Raw genomic sequence first — 21,174 nt, forward strand, 5'->3', positions numbered from 1 at the left:
ACTCGCTTTTTTTATAGGATAAATTATGTTTATTACTTTTGAAGGTCCTGACGGCAGTGGGAAATCAACCATAATTCAAAAAGTTTACGATTATTTAATCGAGAATAATTACGATGTAATTAAAACTAGAGAGCCTGGTGGAAGTCCCATTGCTGAAAAGATCAGGAATTTGATACTTGATACTGAAAACACCGAAATGGGCTATAGAACAGAAGCTTTGTTATATGCAGCTTCTAGGGCACAACATGTTGAAGAAACAATTCTACCTGCATTAAACGAGAATAAAATTGTTTTGTGTGATAGATTTCTTATATCTTCCCTTGCATACCAAGGTGTAGGAAGAGATTTGGGAATTGAAAATGTTAGAAAAATTAATGAATTTGGTATAAATGGAGTGTTTCCTGATTTCGTTTTGTTTTTTGATGTAGATCCTATTACTACTTTGAAGAGAAAATCTTCCTTGGATACAGCAGATAGACTTGAAAAAGAGGGTAATAATTTCCATGAAAGGGTATATAATGGATATAAAGAGATTCTAAATTCTGAAAAGAATATAGAAATTATTGATGCAACTCAATCTGTAGAAGACGTATTTAGTCAATGTATAAAAGTTTTAAAAAGGAGAAATGTTTTATGAAACTAGTTGTTGCAATTGTTCAAGATCAAGATGTATATAATTTAAATGCAGATCTTACTGAAGCTGGTTTTAGAATTACAAAGTTGGCTTCAACTGGCGGATTTTTGAAGACAGGAAACAGCACTTTGTTAATAGGTACTGAAGATGAAAATGTAGATAAATGTTTGGAAATCATTGAAAATGATTGCAAATCAAGAGAAACTACAACTTCAATGCTTTCTGTTAGTATGCCAGGAACTAACTACATATCATATCCTGTAGAGGTTATGGTAGGTGGAGCTACTGTATTTTTACTAGAAGTAGATAAGTATTTGAGATTTTAGGTGATTTTATGAAACTTATAGTTGTAATTATGGAAGATGACTTGAGTCATATTCTTTCAAAAGAATTGTTGGAGAATAAAATTTCTTCTACTAAATTATCATCAACTGGTGGTTTTTTGAAAAAAGGAAATACTACAATGTTGATAGGTACTGATGTGGAAAAAGAACAATCTATTTTAGATTTGATTAAAAAAGTATGTGACGAAAATGATATTGAGTCTGATAATGAATCAAAGGCTAATATTTTCGTTATGGATTTAGAGGATTTTAAAAAGTTTTAATGTTACCGAAAAACAAAACTTTGATAAATCAAGTCAAGAATAATAAAATTTCTAACCAATATTTACTATATGGTGAGAATTTAAGCGAAATAAATTATGATGCTGAGGCTTTGATATACAATTTACTTGTTAGTAATTCAAATTTGAAGTTGAAGTTTGACAGAGATAAGTTATCCGATCTGTTGGTTATAGAACCTGAGAAAAATTCTATAACCATAGACAAAATCAGAGATATTTCAAAATTTGTATCCACAAAGCCTTTTGAATCTAATAACAAGGTCGTGTTGATAAAACAGGCTGATTTGATGAGGACAGAGGCTTCTAACGCTCTTTTAAAAAATTTGGAAGAGCCAAAGCCTTTTGTGTATTTTATATTACTTACAGACAATAAGAATAAACTTCTCAAAACTATTATTTCCAGATGCCAAGTAATTAATTATCTAAGTGAAAAAGAAAATGAAAAATTTGATTATACGATAGCTTTGGACATTTTGGATAAATCTATGGGGCAAAATCTTCTTACAATGTTAGATTCTAAGGAATATTTGTCAGATTTTCAAAAAGACACAGATGTATTGTTTGATTTTTTGATGGAGTTTTATTCGTCGTTTTTGAAATTTGTGAAGACTAAGGATGATTCTTCTTTGAATAAAGATTTTGTGAAATTGTACAAGAAATATCCAAAGGCAAATGAGAGAATTATCGTGGATACTTTGGACAAGATTGAGTCTGTAAGAGGATATTTTAAAGTTAATGCGAATTTTGAGCTTTCTATGGAAGAGCTTTTATTGTATATAATGGAGGAAAACTATGCTTGATGTAACTGGTGTTAGTTTTAGACAAGCTGGTAAAGTGTATTACTTCGACTCCAATAATCTTCAATATAAACTAGGAGATCATGTAATTGTAGAGACTGCTCGTGGTATTGAGTATGGGGTTGTTGTAAAAGAAAATTTTGAAATAAATGAAAAAGAATTATCGTCTGATCTTAAACCAATCATAAGATTGGCTGATAGTGCAGATGATTATATTTATATGGAAAATAAGAAGAAAGCTAAGGAATCTATCGAAGTCTGCAAAGAAAAGGTAAAAGAATTCGGCTTGGATATGAAATTAGTGGACTGTGAATATACATTTGATAACAATAAGGTTATTTTTTATTTTACTTCAGATGAAAGAGTTGATTTTAGGGAATTAGTAAAAGAATTAGCGAGAATTTTCAGAATCAGAATAGAATTGAGACAAATTGGAGTGAGAGATCAAGCGAAGATTGCAGGAGGAATTGGTCCTTGTGGTCAAAGATGCTGCTGCAACAGATATATGAGAAATTTCAATCCAGTTAGTATTAAAATGGCAAAAGACCAATCATTATCTCTCAATCCTTCAAAAATCAGTGGGCTTTGTGGAAGACTTATGTGCTGTTTGAATTATGAGCAAGAAGGCTATGAATGCAAATTAAAGAAAATGCCACATGTTGGTCAAAAAGTTACTACTGAGATGGGAGAAGGAGTTGTGACTGAAACTAATACTCTTTTGGAATCTGTAAAGGTAAAGGTCATGACAGAGGATCAAACTGAAGAATTAGTTCAAGTGAATGTCGACGAATTAATTGATTTTAATAAATGCGGTGGATGTAATCATAAATGTCATTAAACACTTGCATTTATTCCAATAGTGTGTAATAATGATTGTAGAGCATAAATACATAATACGCTCTAAAATTACAAGGGGGTAAAGCAATATGGCTTATAAAATTTCTGACGATTGTATCGCTTGCGGACAATGTAAACCTGAATGTCCAGTAGATTGTATTTCTGAAGGGGACATTTATACAATTGATCAAGACGCATGTATCGATTGTGGTTCTTGTGCTGACGTATGTCCAGTAGATGCTCCACATCAAGACTGCTAATTTTAGGGGAGAATTAGACTACTCATTTTTGAGTGGTCTATTTTTTTAATATGAAAAGAGAACATTTTATACCAAAAACAGATTTAAAAATAATTGCCGATGATGAGAAATTTTCTTTTACGATTGATTCCATTTTACTCACAGATTTTGCAAAAATGAAAAAAGGCACCAATCTAATTGATATTGGCTGTGGGACAGGAATATTGATGTTGAGATGTAATGCAATGTATAATTTGTCAAAATGCATCGGAATTGAAATTCAAAAAGATGTTGCAGATATGTTGGCTGAAACAATCGCGATTAATAATTTGGAAAATGTCGATATTATCAATGATGATTTTAAAAATGTCTACATCAAAAATGATTCAATCGACAATATAATAGTTAACCCTCCTTATCAAAAAAATGGTCATGGTATTTCTAACAAAAATACTAATTTTCATACATCGAGATACGATAATGAGATGAAATTGGAAGATTTATTTGAATTTGCAAAGTTGAAGCTCAAATCTAATAGGTCTTTATTTATGATAAATAGATGTGAGAGATTGGTCGATTTATTAAGTATTGCAAGAAAATATAATATGGAAGCAAAGAGAATTAGGTTTGTGCAATCAAGAATTGATGATAAGCCCAATCTAGTTATGATACAATTTGTGAAAAATCAGAAACCATTCTTAACCTTTGAGAAAAATCTGATTATTTATAATGACGAAGACTACACGGAAGAAGTGATGAATATATATGGAATTACAAAAGTCTAAAATTTACGTCGTGCCAACTCCTATTGGGAACTTGGCTGATATGACTTTGAGGTCGTTAGATGTTTTGAAAAATGTGGATGTGATTTATTGTGAAGATACCAGAAACACATCGAAACTACTGAATTATTATGACATCAAAACGCCTCTTGTAAGTTATCACAAACATAACGAACAAAGCAGATCAGAAGAAATTATCGGCAAAATTTTATTGGAAAATATAAATTGCGCAGTAGTAAGTGATGCGGGAATGCCTTCTATCAGTGATCCTGGACAAATTTTACTAGAAAAGGCGATTGATCGAGGTGTAGATATTGAAGTGCTACCAGGTGCAAGTGCTGCAATTACTGCTTTGGTGAGAAGTGGATTCGATAGTTTGCAATTCGCATTCTTGGGATTCGTGCCAAGAAAAAATTCTGAGAAAAACAAATTCTACGACCAAATCAAAAACGCAACGATGACCACAATAATATACGAATCAGTCCATAGAATTGAGGCGACAGTGCAAGAACTCAGTGGGTTTCTGGGAAACAGAAAGATTTGTGTTCTAAGAGAACTAACAAAAATTCACGAATCTGTTATGAAAGGAACTTGTGCTGAAGTTATAGAAATGTTAAAAAACGAAACTGTAAAAGGTGAATTTGTAATTGTAATCGACAAACTAATTGAAGAAGATGAAGATATAGATGTAAAAGAAAAACTCACTGAACTCATCAACGATGGAATGTCAAAAAAACAAGCGGTGAAGATTGTGAGCGATGTTTACGGTTTGAAGAAAAATGATGTCTACAAAGAGAGCTTAGAATTATGATTTCAAAAGATTTAATAGATGAAGTATCTCATTTAAATGAGAGACTTAAAAATAGAAAAAATGTCTCTCGATTAAACAGAAAAGATGTAAGAAATTTAGTTACAAATGAGATTGGGAACATCAAAGTTTATGATAGATTTGATGTTAATAAGTTAAAAGAAATTAAAGAATCAGGTAGTATTTGCGTCGTAGACGGCTCAGTTAATAGAATTGGAGCAAATTATCCTAATTATGTGGAGTTTTTTCAGTCTATGGCTCTTCTAAGTTCTGATCAAGAACATTTGATTAAGGCGGATATTTTGTGTCCGTTGGTGGATGAATTTTCGGAACGTGATCAATTCCAAATCTCAAAAGAAAAATTGTGTGCGACAGAACTTGCTGTAGCGATTGAAGCAGTTTCACATCACGACATCAACATACTTATGATGGATGGAACTTTAATGAGATACAGCCTTGAAGCGGAAGATTTATATGAAGATTTGGTGAAACTTTGTTATGAGAAACATGTTATTTTAGTTGGAGTTGTTGAAGAAATCAGCACAAAGATTATTATGAACACATTTCACGAAAACGGAAAAAATGTAGGTATGCTTTTCGACAGGGAAGCTTTGTTCAATGTATTAGATATGAACGAAGGGTTTGTAGTAGAAAACCATAAATCCAGAAAAGAAGAGTACAATATAGAACAAGCTTTCATCAGAACTTCCAAGGATCCTTGTGTAATAGCTGTCGACATTCCTTCACAAAACATGAATGATTTTGATGAAATAATTTCTTTTGTACTTACAATGTCCGATGAAAATACAAGAGGAGTACCATTTTTGTTGGATTTGGTTGACAAGAAAACTAGGATTGACAACAAACAAGCTGAAATATTGGCTAAGAAATACTTGGATACTGAAATGTACCAATCGATATTTAGATCTCAAAGGAGTAAAAGAGTTATATAATGAATGATTTAGATTTTAGAGTAGTCGGCATGACCGACCAAATCGAATGTTTTGTAGCTAGTAAATACGATAGACTTAGAATCAATGAGTATATGATTGTGGAAGATATCAAACAAGGGGATATTTTATGTCAAGTCACAGAAACTCACAGTGTTAATGAATTTATGGAGTCAAACACTGCTGATTCTTATATAACCAAAGAACAAATTCTAAAACTTCAAGCAGTAGGATACAACATTTCTGAAGGAATCAAATACATTTACAAATTCAGAGTGATGGACGATCCAGCATTTGCGATTGAAGCAGGATCAACAGTTAGAAAACCAAAGTTCGATGAGATTAAACACTTGTTTTATTCTGGTACAATTGACAAATCACTTGAAATAGGAATTATAAAAAACACAGAAGAGATTTATAAAACATGTCCCGTTGAATACAAAAATTTGTTGAAAATCATGGATTCTAATCAAAAAGTCCACAATCAAGAAGAATTGGTTTATTTATTTAACTATTACAACATGATTGAATATCCGCATATTGGTATTTTTGGAGGATCAGGATCTGGTAAATCATACGGGTTGCGAGTAGTTATCGAAGAGCTAATGAAAAAATCTGTTCCTACGATAGTGTTTGATCCACATAATCAAATGGTTTTTAAAGATAGAACTATGGAAAATTACGGGATAGATTTTTCTGATAAATTTGAAGTTTTAAAGGTTGGGGAAGATTTGGGGATTAATTTTCCAGATTTGAACAGATATGAGCTTATAAGTTTGATAGAAACACAAGGAGAACTCACGGAATCTATGAAATCTGCTTATGAAGCTATCCTTGACAAAGACTCAATAACACAATCGAGTGCAAATGCTTTTTTAGATTATTTGACAACCATATCCACAGCCTTGTCTGATAAGGAAGATGACACGACGGGATACTATGAAAGATTTTCACAACTTGTAAACGTGGATTCACTTCAAGCTGTTATCAGGAGATTTAATAGATTACTGAACACAGATATATTTTTGAACACTTCACAAAAACTTTTCGAAGCATTAAAAGACGGCAAAACAGTTATAATTCAGGGTACGCAAAAGATGTTGAACTTGTACGCATCGTATGCAGTGAATTCTTGTTACAGAAAAAGAAGAAGATATGTTGATGCTATGACAAACGAATATTTTCCGATTATATGCATGGTTTTTGATGAAGCTCACAACTTCTGTGGCAGCGATCAAGTATCTGTTACAAGAAGAATAATTAAAGAGATCGCCCAAGAAGGTAGAAAATACGGAGTTTTTCTCATACTAGCTTCCCAAAGAATGGCTGCAATCGAACAGACTACAATTGCACAGTTGTCTACAAAATTTATTTTTAGAATTTCAACTGAAAAGGACCTTGAAGTTATCAGAAAAGAAACTGATTTGTCATCTGAAGAAATACGAAGACTTCCATATCTATCCAACGGTGATGTATTCATTTCTCAAGCTCAAATTGGAAAAACATTGTTTGCAAGAATTAGACTTGCATACACTACACAACCGAAATTCAAAAATCCTTTTGATGAAATGTATCGAATGCTTCAAATAAATGTTGAAAAGAAAAACGAATCGGATATGGAATTATTTAAAATGTTGAAAGAAGACAATGTATTTCCAATAACTCTTGATTTATTTAGGATTTGTAAGATAATCGAAGAAAGACACAATATAAAACTGAGTGTTAGTGAATTGGAAGATAAGTTAAATAAGCTTAGCAATGATGGATACATTACCAAGAAAAAATCTATCATGGGAGAAAGCTACTATTTAAAAGAGGATTAATATGAAAGTTAGTTTAAATACGAAAGTTATGAACGTTTTTTGTGGGACAAATTCAAAAATAAGATTGAACAAGTTATTCGATTATATGCTTGAATGTTCCATTAAACAAGAAGAAATTCTTAAAGAAGAACTAAAAGATTTGAATGGAAGTTGGATTATATATCAATGGGATGTTGATATACATGAATTACCTGAGAGATTTGACGATTTGACAATACAAACTTACCATACTTATACTAGAAAATTCTACGCTTTTCGTAACTACGATGTTTTTAAAAATGGCGAACTAATTGTAAGAGCTAAAACAAAATGGCTGCTTGTAAATCCTGAAAAGAAGCTTCCTATGAGAATAACAGATGAACTTGGAGTCATTTACGGAAGAGAAGATGGTTATGACATTGTCGAAAAGGATTTGGAACTAATAGACGGCGATTATAAAAAGTGTGGTGAGTATACCGTAAGAAAAACAGATATAGATTACAATTATCACGCAAACAATGCTAGATATATCGAATGGATTGAAAATTATCTGGACTATGACACAATTAAAAAGGTGGAAGTTGTATATAAGAAAGAACTTAAACTAGATGAAAGTGTGGAGATTTATAGATTAGTTGAAGATTCCGTCATTTATTTCAAATTAATTTCTGATGGAGTTTTGAAAACAATTATAAAAATTACGAAATAAGTTTTAACTCACAAAATGAATTTTTTTGTTTTGTGAGTTTTTTTATTTTGAATTTTAGAAAATAGCCAAAATTTCGTAAAAAAATAATTGACAAAATAAAACTGTTGTTATATAATTCTAAGATACAGTATAAAAATGGATAATTATGCTATAAAGTAGATTATTTAGGAGTTTAAGATAGTATAAGGGGTGAAGTATATGCATACTGAAAAGTATGGAGTAACGGACAGAGTTAGCTTTTCTAGGAACAAAAATGTTTTGGGACTTCCAAATCTTATTGGTATTCAAACTGACAGTTTCGATTGGTTTGTAAAAAAAGGTATTAAGGAAGTTTTTGAAGATATTAGTCCTATAAAAGATTATGCGGGAAGTCTTGTTTTGGAATTTGTGGATTATTATTTTGAGGAAAATCCAAAATATACAATTCAAGAGGCAAAAGACAGAGATACTAACTATTCTTGCCCGTTAAAAGTGAAAGTAAGATTAATTAACACCGACACAGAAGAAGTAAAAGAACAAGAAGTTTTTATGGGTGATTTCCCTTTGATGACAGACAGCGGTACATTTATCATCAATGGTGCTGAAAGGGTAATTGTAAGCCAACTTGTAAGAAGTCCTGGTGTTTACTTCGCCGAAGAAATTGATAAATCAGGTAACAGCAACTTCGCATCTACAGTTATTCCAAATAGAGGTGCTTGGCTTGAAATGGATACTGATGCAAGTGGTGTAGTGAATATTAGAATCGACAGAACTAGAAAACTACCTGTTACTACATTACTTAGAGCTTTATTATTTGATACTGATGAAGAAATAATTGAAGCTATGGGAGATTCTGAAATTTTAAGAAAAACTCTCGAAAAAGAAATTTCAAAAGATAGAGAAAGTGCTTTAATAGAAATTTATAAGAAACTAAAACCAGGAGACCCAGCATCTTTAGAAAGTGCAGAACCTTTGATAAATAATATGTTCTTCGACAGTAGAAGATACGACTTAGCAAAGGTAGGACGTTACAAATTCAATAAAAAATTATCTTTGAGAGACAGAATTACTAATCAAAAAGCAAAAGAAGATGTTGTGGATACATCAACAGGAGAAATATTAGCTACTGCAGGAGATTTGATTACTGAAGAAATGGCAATCGAAATCGAAAACGCAGGTATCAATGTTGTTGATGTTATCGGACACGAAGGTCAAAGTGTTCGTGTTATTGGTAACCACTTTGTCGATTTGGATAGTTTTGGTTTGGATATGGATTTATCTGATTTGAATTTGTCAGAAAAAGTTTATTATCCTATTATGGAAAAAATCTTGGAAGAAAATGATGACGAAAAATCAATCAGAAGAGCAATTGAAGAAAATGTTCATCAATTATCTCCGATTCATATAATCCATTCAGATATTTTGGCATCCATTAATTACGAATTCAATTTATTCTTTGGAATTGGTTCAACTGATGATATCGACCATTTAGGTAACAGACGTGTAAGAACTATTGGTGAATTATTGCAAAATCAATTTAGAATTGGTCTATCAAGAATGGAAAGAGTTGTAAGAGAAAGAATGAGTACACAAGACCCAGACTTGGCAACTCCACAATCATTAATTAACGTTCGTCCAGTTACTGCGGCAATCAAAGAATTCTTTGGTTCAAGTCAGTTGTCACAATTCATGGAACAAACAAATCCATTGGCAGAACTTACTCACAAGAGAAGATTGTCAGCTTTAGGACCAGGTGGTTTGTCAAGAGACAGAGCAGGCGTTGAAGTTCGTGACGTTCACGACTCTCACTACGGTAGAATCTGTCCGATAGAAACACCAGAAGGACCAAACATCGGTCTTATAACTTCCATGACAACTTATTCTACAACTAATGAATATGGTTTCTTAGAAACTCCATACAGACGTGTTGACAAGGAAACTGGAGAAGTTACTGAAGATATTGTTTATTTGACTGCTGATGAAGAAGATAAATATATAATTGCACAAGCGAACGAACCATTGGATGAAAATTCTAGATTTATAAATGAAAGAGTTTCTGGTCGTGGTATCAACGGCGAAAATGATATTTATCCAAGAGAACTTATCGACTACATGGACGTTAGTCCGCAACAAATCGTATCTGTAGGTACAGCTATGATTCCTTTCTTGGAAAACGACGATGCTACTCGTGCGTTGATGGGCTCAAACATGCAAAGACAAGCAGTTCCATTGTTGGCAACTCAAGCACCAATTATCGGTACTGGAATTGAACACAAGGCTGCTAAGGACTCTGGTGTAGTAGTTAAAGCAAAACACAAAGGTACAGTTACTAAGGTATCTTCTGATTTGATTGAAATCACTCGTGATGAAGATAGAAAAGTTGACAAGTACACTATTCGTAAATTTAAAAAGGCAAACCAAGGTACAACTTTCAACCAAAGACCTATCGTGAATAAAGGGGACAAGGTTGATGTTGATGATATAATCGCAGACGGTCCAAGTACAAACATGGGAGAAATGGCTTTAGGTAAGAACATTCTTATTGCATTCATGACTTGGGAAGGATACAACTACGAAGATGCGATGTTATTAAACGAAAAATTAGTTGTTGATGATGTATTGACATCAGTTCATATAGAAGAACACGAATCAGAAGCTCGTGAAACAAAATTAGGCGCTGAAGAAATCACTAAAGATATTCCAAATGTCGGAGAAGATATGAGAAAGAATCTTGATGATGAAGGAATTATTAGAATTGGTGCTGAAGTTAAATCAGGAGATATTTTAGTTGGTAAAGTTACTCCAAAAGGAGAAACAGAATTATCTGCTGAAGAAAGATTATTGAGAGCTATATTTGGCGAAAAAGCTAGAGAAGTAAGAGATACTTCATTGAGAGTTCCTCATGGCGAATCTGGTGTTGTTGTTGATGTTAAAACTTATTCAAGAGCAAACGGCGATGAATTATCACCAGGTGTAAATAAGGTAGTTAGAGTATTCGTAGCTACTAAGAGAAAAATCATGGTTGGGGATAAAATGTGTGGTCGTCACGGTAACAAGGGTGTCGTTTCTAGAATTATGCCAGAAGAAGACATGCCATATTTACCAGACGGTACACCAGTACAAGTAGTTCTTAACCCATTAGGGGTACCAAGTCGTATGAACATCGGACAAGTACTTGAAGTTCACTTGGGACTTGCTGCTAGTAAATTGGGTTGGAAAGTTGCTACACCAGTATTTGATGGTGCAAGCGACCTTGAAATAGAAGATGCTTTGGAAGAAGCAGGATATCCAAAGACAGGAAAGATTTGGTTAAGAGATGGTAGAAGTGGAGAATACTTCGACAACCCAGTAACTGTAGGATACATGTATATGTTGAAACTACATCACATGGTTGCAGAAAAAATCCACGCTAGATCAACTGGACCATACTCTCTTGTAACTCAACAACCATTGGGTGGTAAAGCTCAATTTGGTGGTCAAAGATTTGGAGAAATGGAAGTTTGGGCATTAGAAGCATATGGTGCAGCTCATACTCTTCAAGAAATTTTAACAGTAAAATCAGATGATGTTGTAGGTCGTGTTAAAACTTACGAAGCTATTATTAAGGGCGAAAACATTCCTGAACCAGGAATTCCAGAATCATTCAAAGTTTTAATTAAAGAACTTCAATCATTATCTTTGGATGTTAAATTACTTGATGAAAATAATGAAGAAGTCGAATTGATAGAAGAAGACGATGATTCTAGCGAATTCGACAGCGATGATAGACTATAAGAAAGGAGAGGGCTCCTTGGTACAAAAAAATACTTTTGAAGCTATGAAAATTGGTTTGGCTTCACCAGACAAAATCAGACAATGGTCTTGGGGAGAAGTTAAAAAACCAGAAACTATAAATTATAGAACACTAAAACCTGAAAAAGAAGGTTTATTCTGTGAAAAAATATTTGGACCTACAAAAGATTACGAATGTAATTGTGGTAAATACAAAAGAATAAGATACAAGGGTATTGTATGCGAAAAATGTGGTGTAGAAGTTACTAAATCAAAAGTTAGACGTGAAAGAATGGGCCACATTGAACTTGCAACTCCTGTAAGTCATATATGGTATTTCAAAGGAATTCCATCACGTATGGGATTGTTATTGGATATGAGTCCTAGGGCACTTGAAAAAGTTCTTTATTTTGCATCATTTGTAGTAATAGATCCAGGTAAAACTGATTTATACGAAAAACAATTATTAACTGAACAAGAATACGAAGAATACTGTGACAAGTATGAAGAAGATGTTGATTTCAGAGCCAAAATGGGAGCTGAAGCAATCAAAGAACTTCTTCAAAAAATAGACTTACAAGAAGAATACAAAAATTTAACTGAAACTTTCGAAGGGGCAACTGGACAAAAGAAAGTTAGGATTTTAAGAAGACTTGAAGTTGTAGAAGCATTCATTGAATCAAAAAATGATCCATCATGGATGATTATGGATGTAATTCCAGTAATTCCACCAGATATCAGACCAATGGTACAACTTGAAGGTGGAAGATTTGCTACAAGTGATTTGAATGATTTGTATAGAAGAGTAATCAATAGAAACAATCGTCTAAAAAGATTATTGGACATTGGATCTCCTGAAATAATTGTAAGAAACGAAAAAAGAATGCTTCAAGAAGCAGTAGATGCACTTATCGACAATGGTAGACGTGGTAAACCTGTAACAGGACCTGGTAACAGACCATTAAAGAGTTTGTCAGATATGCTTAAAGGTAAATCTGGTCGTTTCAGACAAAACTTGTTAGGTAAGAGAGTTGACTATTCTGGTCGTTCAGTAATAGTTATCGGACCAAACTTGAAATTCTATCAATGCGGTCTTCCTAAGAAAATGGCTCTTGAATTATTCAAACCATTTGTAATTAGAGAATTAGTTAAAAGAGAAATTTCACATAACGTTAAAAATGCTAAGAAATTAGTTGAAAGAGAAAACGACAGAGTGTGGGATGTTTTGGAAGATATTATAGTCGATCATCCAGTATTATTAAACCGTGCACCGACATTGCATAGACTTGGTATTCAAGCATTTGAACCAATATTAGTTGAAGGAAAAGCTATCAAACTTCACCCATTAGTATGTACAGCATATAATGCGGACTTTGACGGTGACCAAATGGCAGTCCATTTACCACTTTCACCAGAAGCTCAAGCAGAAGCTAGACTTTTGATGTTAAGTACGAATAACATTCTTGCACCAAAAGATGGTAAGCCAATTACAACTCCTTCACAAGATATGGTATTGGGTTCATTCTACATGACTACTAAAAAAGAGCGTCAAAAAGGAGAAGGCTTAATCTTCAAAGATATAGATGAAATGATGTTAGCGTATGCTATGCATTATGTAACTTTACAAACAATAGTAAAAGTTAGACGAAACAGTGTGAATAACGATGGAACAAGCAAAATTGTAAAAAGCACTGTTGGTAGATTTATCTTCAACGAAGGAATTCCTCAAGATTTGGGTATGGTGAACAGAGAAGAAGATCCATATTCACTTGAAGTTGATTTGCAAGTTGACAAGAAAATGCTATCTAAAATCATCGACTTAACTTTTAGAAAATATGGAAATATCAGAACTGCTGAATTGTTAGACTACATCAAATCTATGGGATACAAGTATTCTACAATTGGTGCTTTGACAATATCAATGGGAGATATTACAATTCCTGATTCTAAAAAAGTTATCATCGAACAAGCTGAACAAAGAATTGATATGGTTCAAGATATCTACCTTCAAGGGGATATTACAAACGAAGAAAGATATAAGAAAGTTATCGAAATTTGGGAACAATGTATTAAAGATGTAACTAAAGCGTTGATGACAAACCTTCCTGCTGATAACAACTTGAATATAATGGCCGTTTCTGGAGCCCGTGGTAGTGAAAATCAAATCAGACAATTAGGTGGTATGCGTGGTCTTATGTCAGATACTGCTGGTAACACTATCGAAATTCCTATCACATCAAACTTCCGTGAAGGTCTTTCAGTACAAGAATTCTTTATTTCTACTCACGGTTCAAGAAAAGGTCTATCAGATACCGCTCTTAGAACTGCAGACTCAGGATATTTGACAAGAAGACTTGTAGATGTATCACAAGATGTAATCATAACTGAAGATGATTGTGGTACGGATGAATATATAGTTGCAAAAGAAATCAAAGACGGCAACAGACAAGTTGAAGATTTGAAATCTAGAATTATCGGTAGATATGCATTCGAAGATATCCTTGATTTGGATACTGGAGAAATCATCGTTCATAAAAATGATATGATCAATGAAGCTATTGCTGAAAGAATAGAATCAAAAGGTATCAAAGAAGTTAAGGTAAGAAGTGTTCTTGGATGTAAGATGAAGCACGGTGTTTGTGCTAAATGTTATGGTAGAAACTTAGCTACTGGTAAGCCTGTAAACATTGGTGAAGCAGTTGGTATAATCGCAGCACAATCAATAGGTGAACCGGGTACACAGTTGACAATGAGAACTTTCCACTCAGGTGGTATCGCTGGAGTAGGAATCACATCCGGTCTTCCTAGAGTTGAAGAATTATTTGAAGCTCGTAAACCAAAAGGACTTGCTTATATTACTGAAATAGAAGGTACTGTAAAAATCCAAGAAAACAAAAAGAGAAATGATGTTATCGTAACTGCTGAAGACGGTGAAGAAAAAGTTTATCAAATTCCATACGGCGCTCACATTAGAGTTAACGAAGGAGATCATGTTGAAAAAGGAGAACCATTAACAGAAGGTTCAATCAATCCACAAGATATTCTTAGAGTTAACGGGGCTGAAGGCGTTCGTGATTATATAATAAGAGAAGTTCAAAAAGTTTACAGATTACAAGGTGTAGACATTGACGATAAGCACATTGAAATAATAATCAGACAAATGATGAGCAAAATTAAAATTGAAGAAAGTGGAGATTCAGGATTCTTATCAGGTAGTGTAGTAGATGCGAGAGATTTCAAGATGACTAATGAACAACTTGTCAAAGAAGGAAAAACTCCTGCAACAGGAACTCATTCGTTAATGGGTATCACAAAAGCATCACTTGCAACTGAAAGTTTCTTATCTGCAGCATCATTCCAAGAAACTACAAGAGTATTAACAGAAACATCTATTAAAGGTAAAGTTGATCACTTAATAGGCTTAAAAGAAAATGTAATAATTGGTAAACTAATACCTGCCGGTACAGGAATAGCAAAATATGACAGAATTGAAGTAGATTATGACGGTAAAGCTGAAGAAGATATGATTGAAGCTGAAAAAGCACAAGAAATAAATGATTCTGAAGTAGAGGAAGAATCTACAGTAAAATCTGGAAATTACGAATCATTACAAGATGAAGATAAATAATATTTAAGAATTAAGGGATGTGAATTCGCATCCCTTTTTTTATAAAATTGAGGAGTTTTGATGAAAAAGGATACAAACATCATAGAAATAAAAAACTTAAGTTTTCAATATGAAGGTTCATCAAAAAAAGTATTAAAAAACTTAAACATAGATATTAAAGAAGGAGAATTCATCTGCGTATTAGGTCATAACGGGTCTGGAAAGTCTACATTAGCAAAACTCATTAATGCTCAATATATTCCAACAGAAGGTGATATCTTAGTTGGGAATATGAATACAAAAGATGACGATAATTTGTGGAATATTCGTGAAATGTGCGGGATGGTGTTCCAAAATCCTGACAATCAATTGGTAGCGACAATTGTTGAAGAGGACGTTGCATTTGGTCCCGAAAACTTGGGAGTACCAAGAGAAGAACTTAGAAAAAGAGTAGATGAATGCCTTGAACTTGTGGGAATGAGTGAGTACAAGAGACATTCACCAGCGCTATTATCTGGCGGTCAAAAACAAAGAATTGCAATTGCAGGTATACTAGCAATGAATCCAAAGTGTTTGCTAATGGATGAGCCGACAGCAATGCTCGATCCACAAGGACGAAAAGACATCTTAGATACTGTGTTGAAACTAAGAGAAATGGGCAAAACTATAATCCACATTACTCATTACATGGAAGAATGTGTAAATGCAGACAGAATAATCGTGATCAATGAGGGAAATGTAGTTCTAGAAGGAACTCCTAGGGAAGTTTTCTCAAATGTTGTACAAATGAAAGAAATTGGACTAGATGTTCCAGAGCCTACAGAAATAAGCTATCTTTTAAATAAATCAAATATAAATGTGAGAGCTGATGTCCTTACTGTAGACGAACTCGTTGAAGCTTTGGAGAGTGTTAGGTGATAGATATGAAGATAGAATGCAAAAATTTAGAACATATTTATAACAAATCAAATCCATTTGAAAAAGTAGCCCTCAAAGATATCAATTTAGAAATAAATCTTGGAGAATTTATTGGAATTATAGGACACACTGGAAGCGGCAAATCAACACTAGCACAACATTTCAATGGATTATTGGAACCAACAGGTGGCGATGTTTTGGTTGACGGGATATCAACAAAGACAAAAGTAAAAACAGATATAAGAAAAAATGTTGGATTAGTGTTTCAATATCCAGAGTATCAACTATTTGAAGAAACTTGCTACAAAGACATTGAATTTGGACCGAAGAATTTGGGACTTACAGATAAAGAAATCAAAGAACGTGTAGAGTGGGCTTGTGATGCTGTTGGTTTGGATGTAGAACACATGAAAGAAAAATCACCATTCGAATTATCCGGAGGACAAAAAAGAAGAGTTGCAATTGCAGGTGTTTTGGCGATGAAGCCAAAGTTTTTGGTATTAGATGAGCCAACTGCAGGTCTTGATCCATTGGGAAGAGATATGATTTTAAATCAAATAAAACAACTTTTTGAAAGAGAAGATATGACAGTCATTTTAGTCAGCCATAGCATGGAAGATATCGCAAAACTTTGTAACAGAGTAATTGTTATCGATAAAAGTCAGATTTTTATGGACGATAAACCAGAAGTTGTGTTTAGTAAAGAAAAAGAGCTACAAGAAATTGGACTTAGTATTCCACAATCTACACAAGTTGTGAGAAGATTGAAAGAAAGAGGAATAGATTTAAAAACGGATTGCTTGAATGTTGAACAAGCTTATGAAAGCATCAAAAATGCTATGGAGGCAAAATCATGATAAAAGATATAACAATTGGTCAATATTTTGCATCTGATAGTATAATTCACAAGCTTGATCCAAGAGTAAAGGTAACATTTGTATTTTTATATATTATTGCGATATTTCTTATAAGTAAACTTTGGGTATACGCACCTGTATTGGTGTTCCTAATAGCTATAATCAAAATTTCAAAAATAAAACCAAATTTTGTATTCAAAGGAGTTAAACCACTTCTTCCAATTATTTTGTTGACATTTATACTTAACGTATTGATGACACCGGGTGAAGTTGTTTGGAAATGGAAAGTATTTACTGTTACAAAATCCGGATTGAACTTGGGATTTTTTATGGCATTTAGATTGATATTCTTGGTTTTAGGTACGAGTTTATTGACCTTGACTACATCACCAATCGAATTGACAGATGCTATGGAAAAAATGCTTCATCCCTTTGCTAAAATAGGCTTTCCTGCTCATCAATTTGCAATGATGATGACAATAGCACTTAGGTTTATCCCCACACTATTTGAAGAAACAGACAAAATAATGAAAGCTCAAATGGCTAGAGGCGCAGATTTTGAATCGGGAAATATAATCAAGAGAGCTAAAAACCTCGTACCACTTCTAGTTCCACTATTTATAAATGCTTTAAAAATAGCAGGAGAACTTGCAGTAGCCATGGAAGCTAGATGTTATCGTGGTGGTGAAGGAAGAACAAGACTTAACGAATTATCGTATCAAAAAAGAGATTTCATAGCTTATGCTGTTATTATATTATTATTCATTTTAATTATTGTGAGTAGAATAATATGAAAAATATAAAATTGACAGTTCAATATGATGGTTCAAAATTTTACGGATGGCAGAAGTTGAATGATTTGCCATCCGTACAATTAGAAATAGAAAAAGCAGTGACAAAAATGATTAATCAACCAGTCAAAATAAATGGCGCTGGAAGAACTGACAAAGGAGTTCATGCAAAAGGTCAAGTATGTAACTTCATTGTTGACACAGATATTTCAGCAAACCAATTTCTAATGGGAGTCAACCACTTCACGAGTGATTCAATTGTCATAGTAAAATCAGAAGAAGTGGATTTGGATTTTCATGCGAGATTTAGTGCAAAATCAAAGACATATAAATACATTTTATGCAACAAATACTATATGGAGCCTTGGTTTAATGATTATAAGGGTCACAGAAAATACTACTTAGATTTTGATTTGTTGCTAAAATGCAGAGATATGCTCATTGGAAAACATGATTTTACATCATTCGTTAATGATTTGGAAGAAGATACTAATCCAATTAGAACTATTGATGAAATTACAATCGAAAGAATAGACGACGATATTGTATTTACATTTAAGGCGGAAAGTTTTCTTAGGAATATGGTTAGAATTTTGGTTGGAAGCATGATTGATGTAGCCAGAGGGAGAAAAAGCATAGAATGGCTTAAAAATGCTTTGGAAAATAAAGACAGACAGTCTGCAGGAATTACGATTGAACCTTGTGGATTGTATTTAATGGATATCGAATATTAAAAGGGGGAGTAAATGAAAAACTTTACCAGAAAACTCATCAGCGTACTTATGATACTAATGATGATGTTTGTTTTCATTGACACCGAATCTTTTGCAGAAAAAGATACATTTGTAATAGGAATGGAGGCGAACTACGCACCATTTAACTGGTCACAATCGACAGATGAAAATGGAGCTTATCCTATTGAAAACAGCAAAGGTGAATATGCAAACGGATACGACTTGCAAATAGCTAAAAAAATCGCCGACAATTTGGGCAAGAAATTAGTTGTAGTAAAAATGGAGTGGGACGGACTTGCACCGGCAGTTATGAGCGGAAAAGTTGATGCGATAATTGCAGGAATGAGTCCAACAAAAGAAAGAAAAGAACAAATTGATTTTTCAGATACTTATTACAGTTCTGATTTGGTAATTGTAACAAAAAAAGACAGTAAATATATCAAAGCAAAATCATTAAATGATTTAAAAAATTTTAAAATTACTGGTCAATTGAACACATTCCACTATACAGTAATTGATCAAATCAAAGATTGTGACAAACTACCTGCAATGGAAAGTTTTCCATCAATGCTGTCTGCAGTTTTGGCGGAGAAGATAGACGGATATGTCGCAGAAAAACCACAAGCATTAAGTGCAGAAGCATCTAATGCTGAGCTTTCCTACATTGAATTTGAAAAAGGTATGGGATTTGAAACATCAGCTGAAGATACATCAATTGCAATTGGTGTGAAGAAAAATTCTGATTTGACAGAAAAAATCAACGAAGTTTTGAAGAAAATAAGTTCAGAAGAAAGAGATAAGTTGATGCAGGAAATGGTAAGATTGAACGTGGAAAAAGATCAACCACAAGGATTTTTATCAAAAGTAAAAAGCATATTCAATGAATACGGTTCACTTTTCTTGAAGGGCGCATTGATGACATTGTTTATAGCCAGTGTATCGACAATTATTGGATTTCTAATCGGAATACTGGTTGCAGTTATTAGAAATATGAAACTAGATAAAGATAAAAACAAATTCACTTATTATCTTCACAGAGTTATCAATTTTATTCTAGCTTGCTATGTTGAAATATTCAGAGGAACACCAATGATGGTACAATCAATGTTGATTTATTTTGGAGCCAAATTATATCTTGGAATAGACATGGCACCAATTAGTGCAGCTTTGTTCATTGTTAGTGTCAACACAGGAGCTTATTTGTCAGAAGTTGTACGTGGTGGAATTAACTCTGTGGATGTCGGACAAATGGAGGCTTGTAAGGCTTTGGGGATGACACACGGTCAATCCATGATTAATGTAATATTGCCACAAGCAATCAAAAACATTTTGCCTTCTATAGGAAATGAGTTTGTAATCAACATTAAGGATACATCGGTATTGAACGTAATCAGTGTTACAGAATTATTCTTCGTATCTAAATCAATTGCAGGCTCAACTTATAATATATTTGAAACTTATGCAGTTACTTGCATTATATATTTCGTGTTGACATTCTCTTTGACTAGACTTTTATTATTTATTGAAAAGAAATCAAATAACAGAGAATACGTAATGGAAGCTACTACTGGAGGAATGTTCAATGGAAAATAAAATAATAGAATTACAGCATTTGAAAAAAAGTTACGACGGAGTAGAAGTTCTAAAAGATATCAACTTTACGATATCAAAAGGAGAAGTTCTATCTATAATCGGATCATCAGGTTCTGGTAAGTCTACTATGTTAAGATGCATCAATTTACTTGAAAAACCAACAGGTGGAGATATTTTATATCATGGAGAATCCATACTTTCTTCCAAATTTAATCAAAATAAATTCAGATCGAAAGTAGGCATGGTATTTCAACAATTTTATTTGTTTGAAAATATGAGTGTAATGGATAATTGTACTGTCGCTCAGATCAAAGTTTTGAATAGAGACAAGGAATCGGCTGTTAAAGAAGCTAAAAAATATTTGGAACTGGTAGGAATGATTGACCATGCACATAAGAAACCAAACATGTTATCAGGTGGACAAAAACAAAGAGTTGCCATTGCAAGAGCATTGTGCATGAATCCAGAAGTTTTATTGTTCGACGAACCAACATCTGCGCTGGATCCTGAAATGGTTAATGATGTATTGCAAGTAATGTCAAAGCTTGCTGAAACTGGAATGACAATGGTAGTAGTAACACATGAAATGCAATTCGCAAGAGATGTGTCTACAAGAGTTTGTTTCATGAATGAAGGCTACATCATTGAAGATACAGATCCAAAAACAATGTTCACAAATCCAAAACATGAAAGAGTAAAAGAATTCTTGAAGAATTATTTGAATAACTAAAATAGACGCCC

At 33.2% G+C, this 21,174-nt stretch carries 19 protein-coding genes; all 19 read left to right on the plus strand.

Going from position 1 to position 21,174, the window contains the following annotated elements; all coding sequences use genetic code 11:
• The first annotated feature begins 25 nt into the window (after positions 1-25).
• The 19 genes from tmk to ABDJ34_RS04790 all read left to right on the plus strand — a co-directional run bounded on the left by tmk (position 26) and on the right by ABDJ34_RS04790 (position 21,163).
• On the plus strand, positions 26-637 hold the full coding sequence (gene tmk / locus ABDJ34_RS04700; protein ID WP_154271606.1) for a dTMP kinase: 612 nt from the start codon (positions 26-28) through the stop codon (positions 635-637).
• Positions 634-960 (plus strand): cyclic-di-AMP receptor, encoded by a 327-nt coding sequence (locus tag ABDJ34_RS04705; RefSeq protein ID WP_002837271.1) that lies wholly within the window; start codon positions 634-636, stop codon positions 958-960. Before tmk ends, ABDJ34_RS04705 begins: the two co-directional genes overlap by 4 nt.
• Positions 961-968: 8 nt before the next feature.
• Complete coding sequence (locus tag ABDJ34_RS04710; protein WP_002835026.1) at positions 969-1,241, plus strand: cyclic-di-AMP receptor; 273 nt, start codon at positions 969-971, stop codon at positions 1,239-1,241.
• On the plus strand, positions 1,241-2,059 hold the full coding sequence (locus ABDJ34_RS04715; protein WP_353316392.1) for a DNA polymerase III subunit delta': 819 nt from the start codon (positions 1,241-1,243) through the stop codon (positions 2,057-2,059). Before ABDJ34_RS04710 ends, ABDJ34_RS04715 begins: the two co-directional genes overlap by 1 nt.
• Positions 2,052-2,894 (plus strand): PSP1 domain-containing protein, encoded by an 843-nt coding sequence (locus ABDJ34_RS04720; RefSeq protein ID WP_094207379.1) that lies wholly within the window; start codon positions 2,052-2,054, stop codon positions 2,892-2,894. The genes ABDJ34_RS04715 and ABDJ34_RS04720 overlap by 8 nt, the downstream gene beginning before the upstream one ends.
• Before the next feature lie 88 nt (positions 2,895-2,982).
• Positions 2,983-3,153 carry a DUF362 domain-containing protein gene (locus ABDJ34_RS04725; RefSeq protein WP_002835022.1) on the plus strand — a complete coding sequence of 57 codons (171 nt, stop codon included), beginning with the start codon at positions 2,983-2,985 and terminating at the stop codon, positions 3,151-3,153.
• A 50-nt stretch (positions 3,154-3,203) separates the two neighbouring features.
• Positions 3,204-3,917, plus strand: coding sequence for a tRNA1(Val) (adenine(37)-N6)-methyltransferase (locus ABDJ34_RS04730; protein ID WP_412701543.1), 714 nt, complete (start codon positions 3,204-3,206; stop codon positions 3,915-3,917).
• The gene (gene rsmI, locus ABDJ34_RS04735; RefSeq protein WP_412701544.1) at positions 3,898-4,725 is read left to right on the plus strand and encodes a 16S rRNA (cytidine(1402)-2'-O)-methyltransferase; all 828 of its coding nucleotides are present in this window, start codon (positions 3,898-3,900) and stop codon (positions 4,723-4,725) included. The genes ABDJ34_RS04730 and rsmI overlap by 20 nt, the downstream gene beginning before the upstream one ends.
• On the plus strand, positions 4,722-5,675 hold the full coding sequence (locus tag ABDJ34_RS04740) for a DNA double-strand break repair nuclease NurA (RefSeq protein WP_412701545.1): 954 nt from the start codon (positions 4,722-4,724) through the stop codon (positions 5,673-5,675). Before rsmI ends, ABDJ34_RS04740 begins: the two co-directional genes overlap by 4 nt.
• On the plus strand, positions 5,675-7,495 hold the full coding sequence (locus ABDJ34_RS04745; protein WP_412701546.1) for an ATP-binding protein: 1,821 nt from the start codon (positions 5,675-5,677) through the stop codon (positions 7,493-7,495). The genes ABDJ34_RS04740 and ABDJ34_RS04745 overlap by 1 nt, the downstream gene beginning before the upstream one ends.
• 1 nt (position 7,496) lies before the next feature.
• On the plus strand, positions 7,497-8,183 hold the full coding sequence (locus ABDJ34_RS04750) for an acyl-[acyl-carrier-protein] thioesterase (RefSeq protein WP_412701547.1): 687 nt from the start codon (positions 7,497-7,499) through the stop codon (positions 8,181-8,183).
• Between the two features lie 198 nt (positions 8,184-8,381).
• Positions 8,382-11,936 carry a DNA-directed RNA polymerase subunit beta gene (gene rpoB, locus ABDJ34_RS04755; RefSeq protein ID WP_412701548.1) on the plus strand — a complete coding sequence of 1,185 codons (3,555 nt, stop codon included), beginning with the start codon at positions 8,382-8,384 and terminating at the stop codon, positions 11,934-11,936.
• Positions 11,923-15,561 (plus strand): DNA-directed RNA polymerase subunit beta', encoded by a 3,639-nt coding sequence (gene rpoC, locus ABDJ34_RS04760; protein ID WP_412701566.1) that lies wholly within the window; start codon positions 11,923-11,925, stop codon positions 15,559-15,561. The genes rpoB and rpoC overlap by 14 nt, the downstream gene beginning before the upstream one ends.
• A gap of 60 nt (positions 15,562-15,621) precedes the next feature.
• Entirely contained in the window at positions 15,622-16,458 is an 837-nt protein-coding gene (locus tag ABDJ34_RS04765) for an energy-coupling factor transporter ATPase (protein ID WP_412701549.1), read from the plus strand.
• A 5-nt stretch (positions 16,459-16,463) separates the two neighbouring features.
• Positions 16,464-17,315 carry an energy-coupling factor transporter ATPase gene (locus ABDJ34_RS04770; RefSeq protein ID WP_412701550.1) on the plus strand — a complete coding sequence of 284 codons (852 nt, stop codon included), beginning with the start codon at positions 16,464-16,466 and terminating at the stop codon, positions 17,313-17,315.
• Complete coding sequence (locus ABDJ34_RS04775) at positions 17,312-18,109, plus strand: energy-coupling factor transporter transmembrane component T family protein (protein ID WP_412701551.1); 798 nt, start codon at positions 17,312-17,314, stop codon at positions 18,107-18,109. The genes ABDJ34_RS04770 and ABDJ34_RS04775 overlap by 4 nt, the downstream gene beginning before the upstream one ends.
• The gene (gene truA / locus ABDJ34_RS04780; protein ID WP_412701552.1) at positions 18,106-18,840 is read left to right on the plus strand and encodes a tRNA pseudouridine(38-40) synthase TruA; all 735 of its coding nucleotides are present in this window, start codon (positions 18,106-18,108) and stop codon (positions 18,838-18,840) included. The genes ABDJ34_RS04775 and truA overlap by 4 nt, the downstream gene beginning before the upstream one ends.
• A gap of 12 nt (positions 18,841-18,852) precedes the next feature.
• Positions 18,853-20,433 carry an ABC transporter permease subunit gene (locus ABDJ34_RS04785; RefSeq protein ID WP_412701553.1) on the plus strand — a complete coding sequence of 527 codons (1,581 nt, stop codon included), beginning with the start codon at positions 18,853-18,855 and terminating at the stop codon, positions 20,431-20,433.
• Positions 20,423-21,163, plus strand: a complete 741-nt coding sequence (locus ABDJ34_RS04790; RefSeq protein WP_412701554.1) for an amino acid ABC transporter ATP-binding protein — start codon at positions 20,423-20,425, stop codon at positions 21,161-21,163. Before ABDJ34_RS04785 ends, ABDJ34_RS04790 begins: the two co-directional genes overlap by 11 nt.
• Positions 21,164-21,174 lie beyond the last annotated feature (11 nt).

The sequence above is a fragment of the Finegoldia dalianensis genome, from assembly GCF_046255015.1.
Lineage (GTDB): Bacteria > Bacillota > Clostridia > Tissierellales > Peptoniphilaceae > Finegoldia > Finegoldia magna.

Coding starts and splice junctions, on each gene's coding strand:
- tmk (WP_154271606.1), top strand. CDS start 26: ATGTTTATTACTTTTGAAGGTCCTGACGGCAGTGGGAAATCAACCATA.
- ABDJ34_RS04705 (WP_002837271.1), top strand. CDS start 634: ATGAAACTAGTTGTTGCAATTGTTCAAGATCAAGATGTATATAATTTA.
- ABDJ34_RS04710 (WP_002835026.1), top strand. CDS start 969: ATGAAACTTATAGTTGTAATTATGGAAGATGACTTGAGTCATATTCTT.
- ABDJ34_RS04715 (WP_353316392.1), top strand. CDS start 1,241: ATGTTACCGAAAAACAAAACTTTGATAAATCAAGTCAAGAATAATAAA.
- ABDJ34_RS04720 (WP_094207379.1), top strand. CDS start 2,052: ATGCTTGATGTAACTGGTGTTAGTTTTAGACAAGCTGGTAAAGTGTAT.
- ABDJ34_RS04725 (WP_002835022.1), top strand. CDS start 2,983: ATGGCTTATAAAATTTCTGACGATTGTATCGCTTGCGGACAATGTAAA.
- ABDJ34_RS04730 (WP_412701543.1), top strand. CDS start 3,204: ATGAAAAGAGAACATTTTATACCAAAAACAGATTTAAAAATAATTGCC.
- rsmI (WP_412701544.1), top strand. CDS start 3,898: ATGGAATTACAAAAGTCTAAAATTTACGTCGTGCCAACTCCTATTGGG.
- ABDJ34_RS04740 (WP_412701545.1), top strand. CDS start 4,722: ATGATTTCAAAAGATTTAATAGATGAAGTATCTCATTTAAATGAGAGA.
- ABDJ34_RS04745 (WP_412701546.1), top strand. CDS start 5,675: ATGAATGATTTAGATTTTAGAGTAGTCGGCATGACCGACCAAATCGAA.
- ABDJ34_RS04750 (WP_412701547.1), top strand. CDS start 7,497: ATGAAAGTTAGTTTAAATACGAAAGTTATGAACGTTTTTTGTGGGACA.
- rpoB (WP_412701548.1), top strand. CDS start 8,382: ATGCATACTGAAAAGTATGGAGTAACGGACAGAGTTAGCTTTTCTAGG.
- rpoC (WP_412701566.1), top strand. CDS start 11,923: ATGATAGACTATAAGAAAGGAGAGGGCTCCTTGGTACAAAAAAATACT.
- ABDJ34_RS04765 (WP_412701549.1), top strand. CDS start 15,622: ATGAAAAAGGATACAAACATCATAGAAATAAAAAACTTAAGTTTTCAA.
- ABDJ34_RS04770 (WP_412701550.1), top strand. CDS start 16,464: ATGAAGATAGAATGCAAAAATTTAGAACATATTTATAACAAATCAAAT.
- ABDJ34_RS04775 (WP_412701551.1), top strand. CDS start 17,312: ATGATAAAAGATATAACAATTGGTCAATATTTTGCATCTGATAGTATA.
- truA (WP_412701552.1), top strand. CDS start 18,106: ATGAAAAATATAAAATTGACAGTTCAATATGATGGTTCAAAATTTTAC.
- ABDJ34_RS04785 (WP_412701553.1), top strand. CDS start 18,853: ATGAAAAACTTTACCAGAAAACTCATCAGCGTACTTATGATACTAATG.
- ABDJ34_RS04790 (WP_412701554.1), top strand. CDS start 20,423: ATGGAAAATAAAATAATAGAATTACAGCATTTGAAAAAAAGTTACGAC.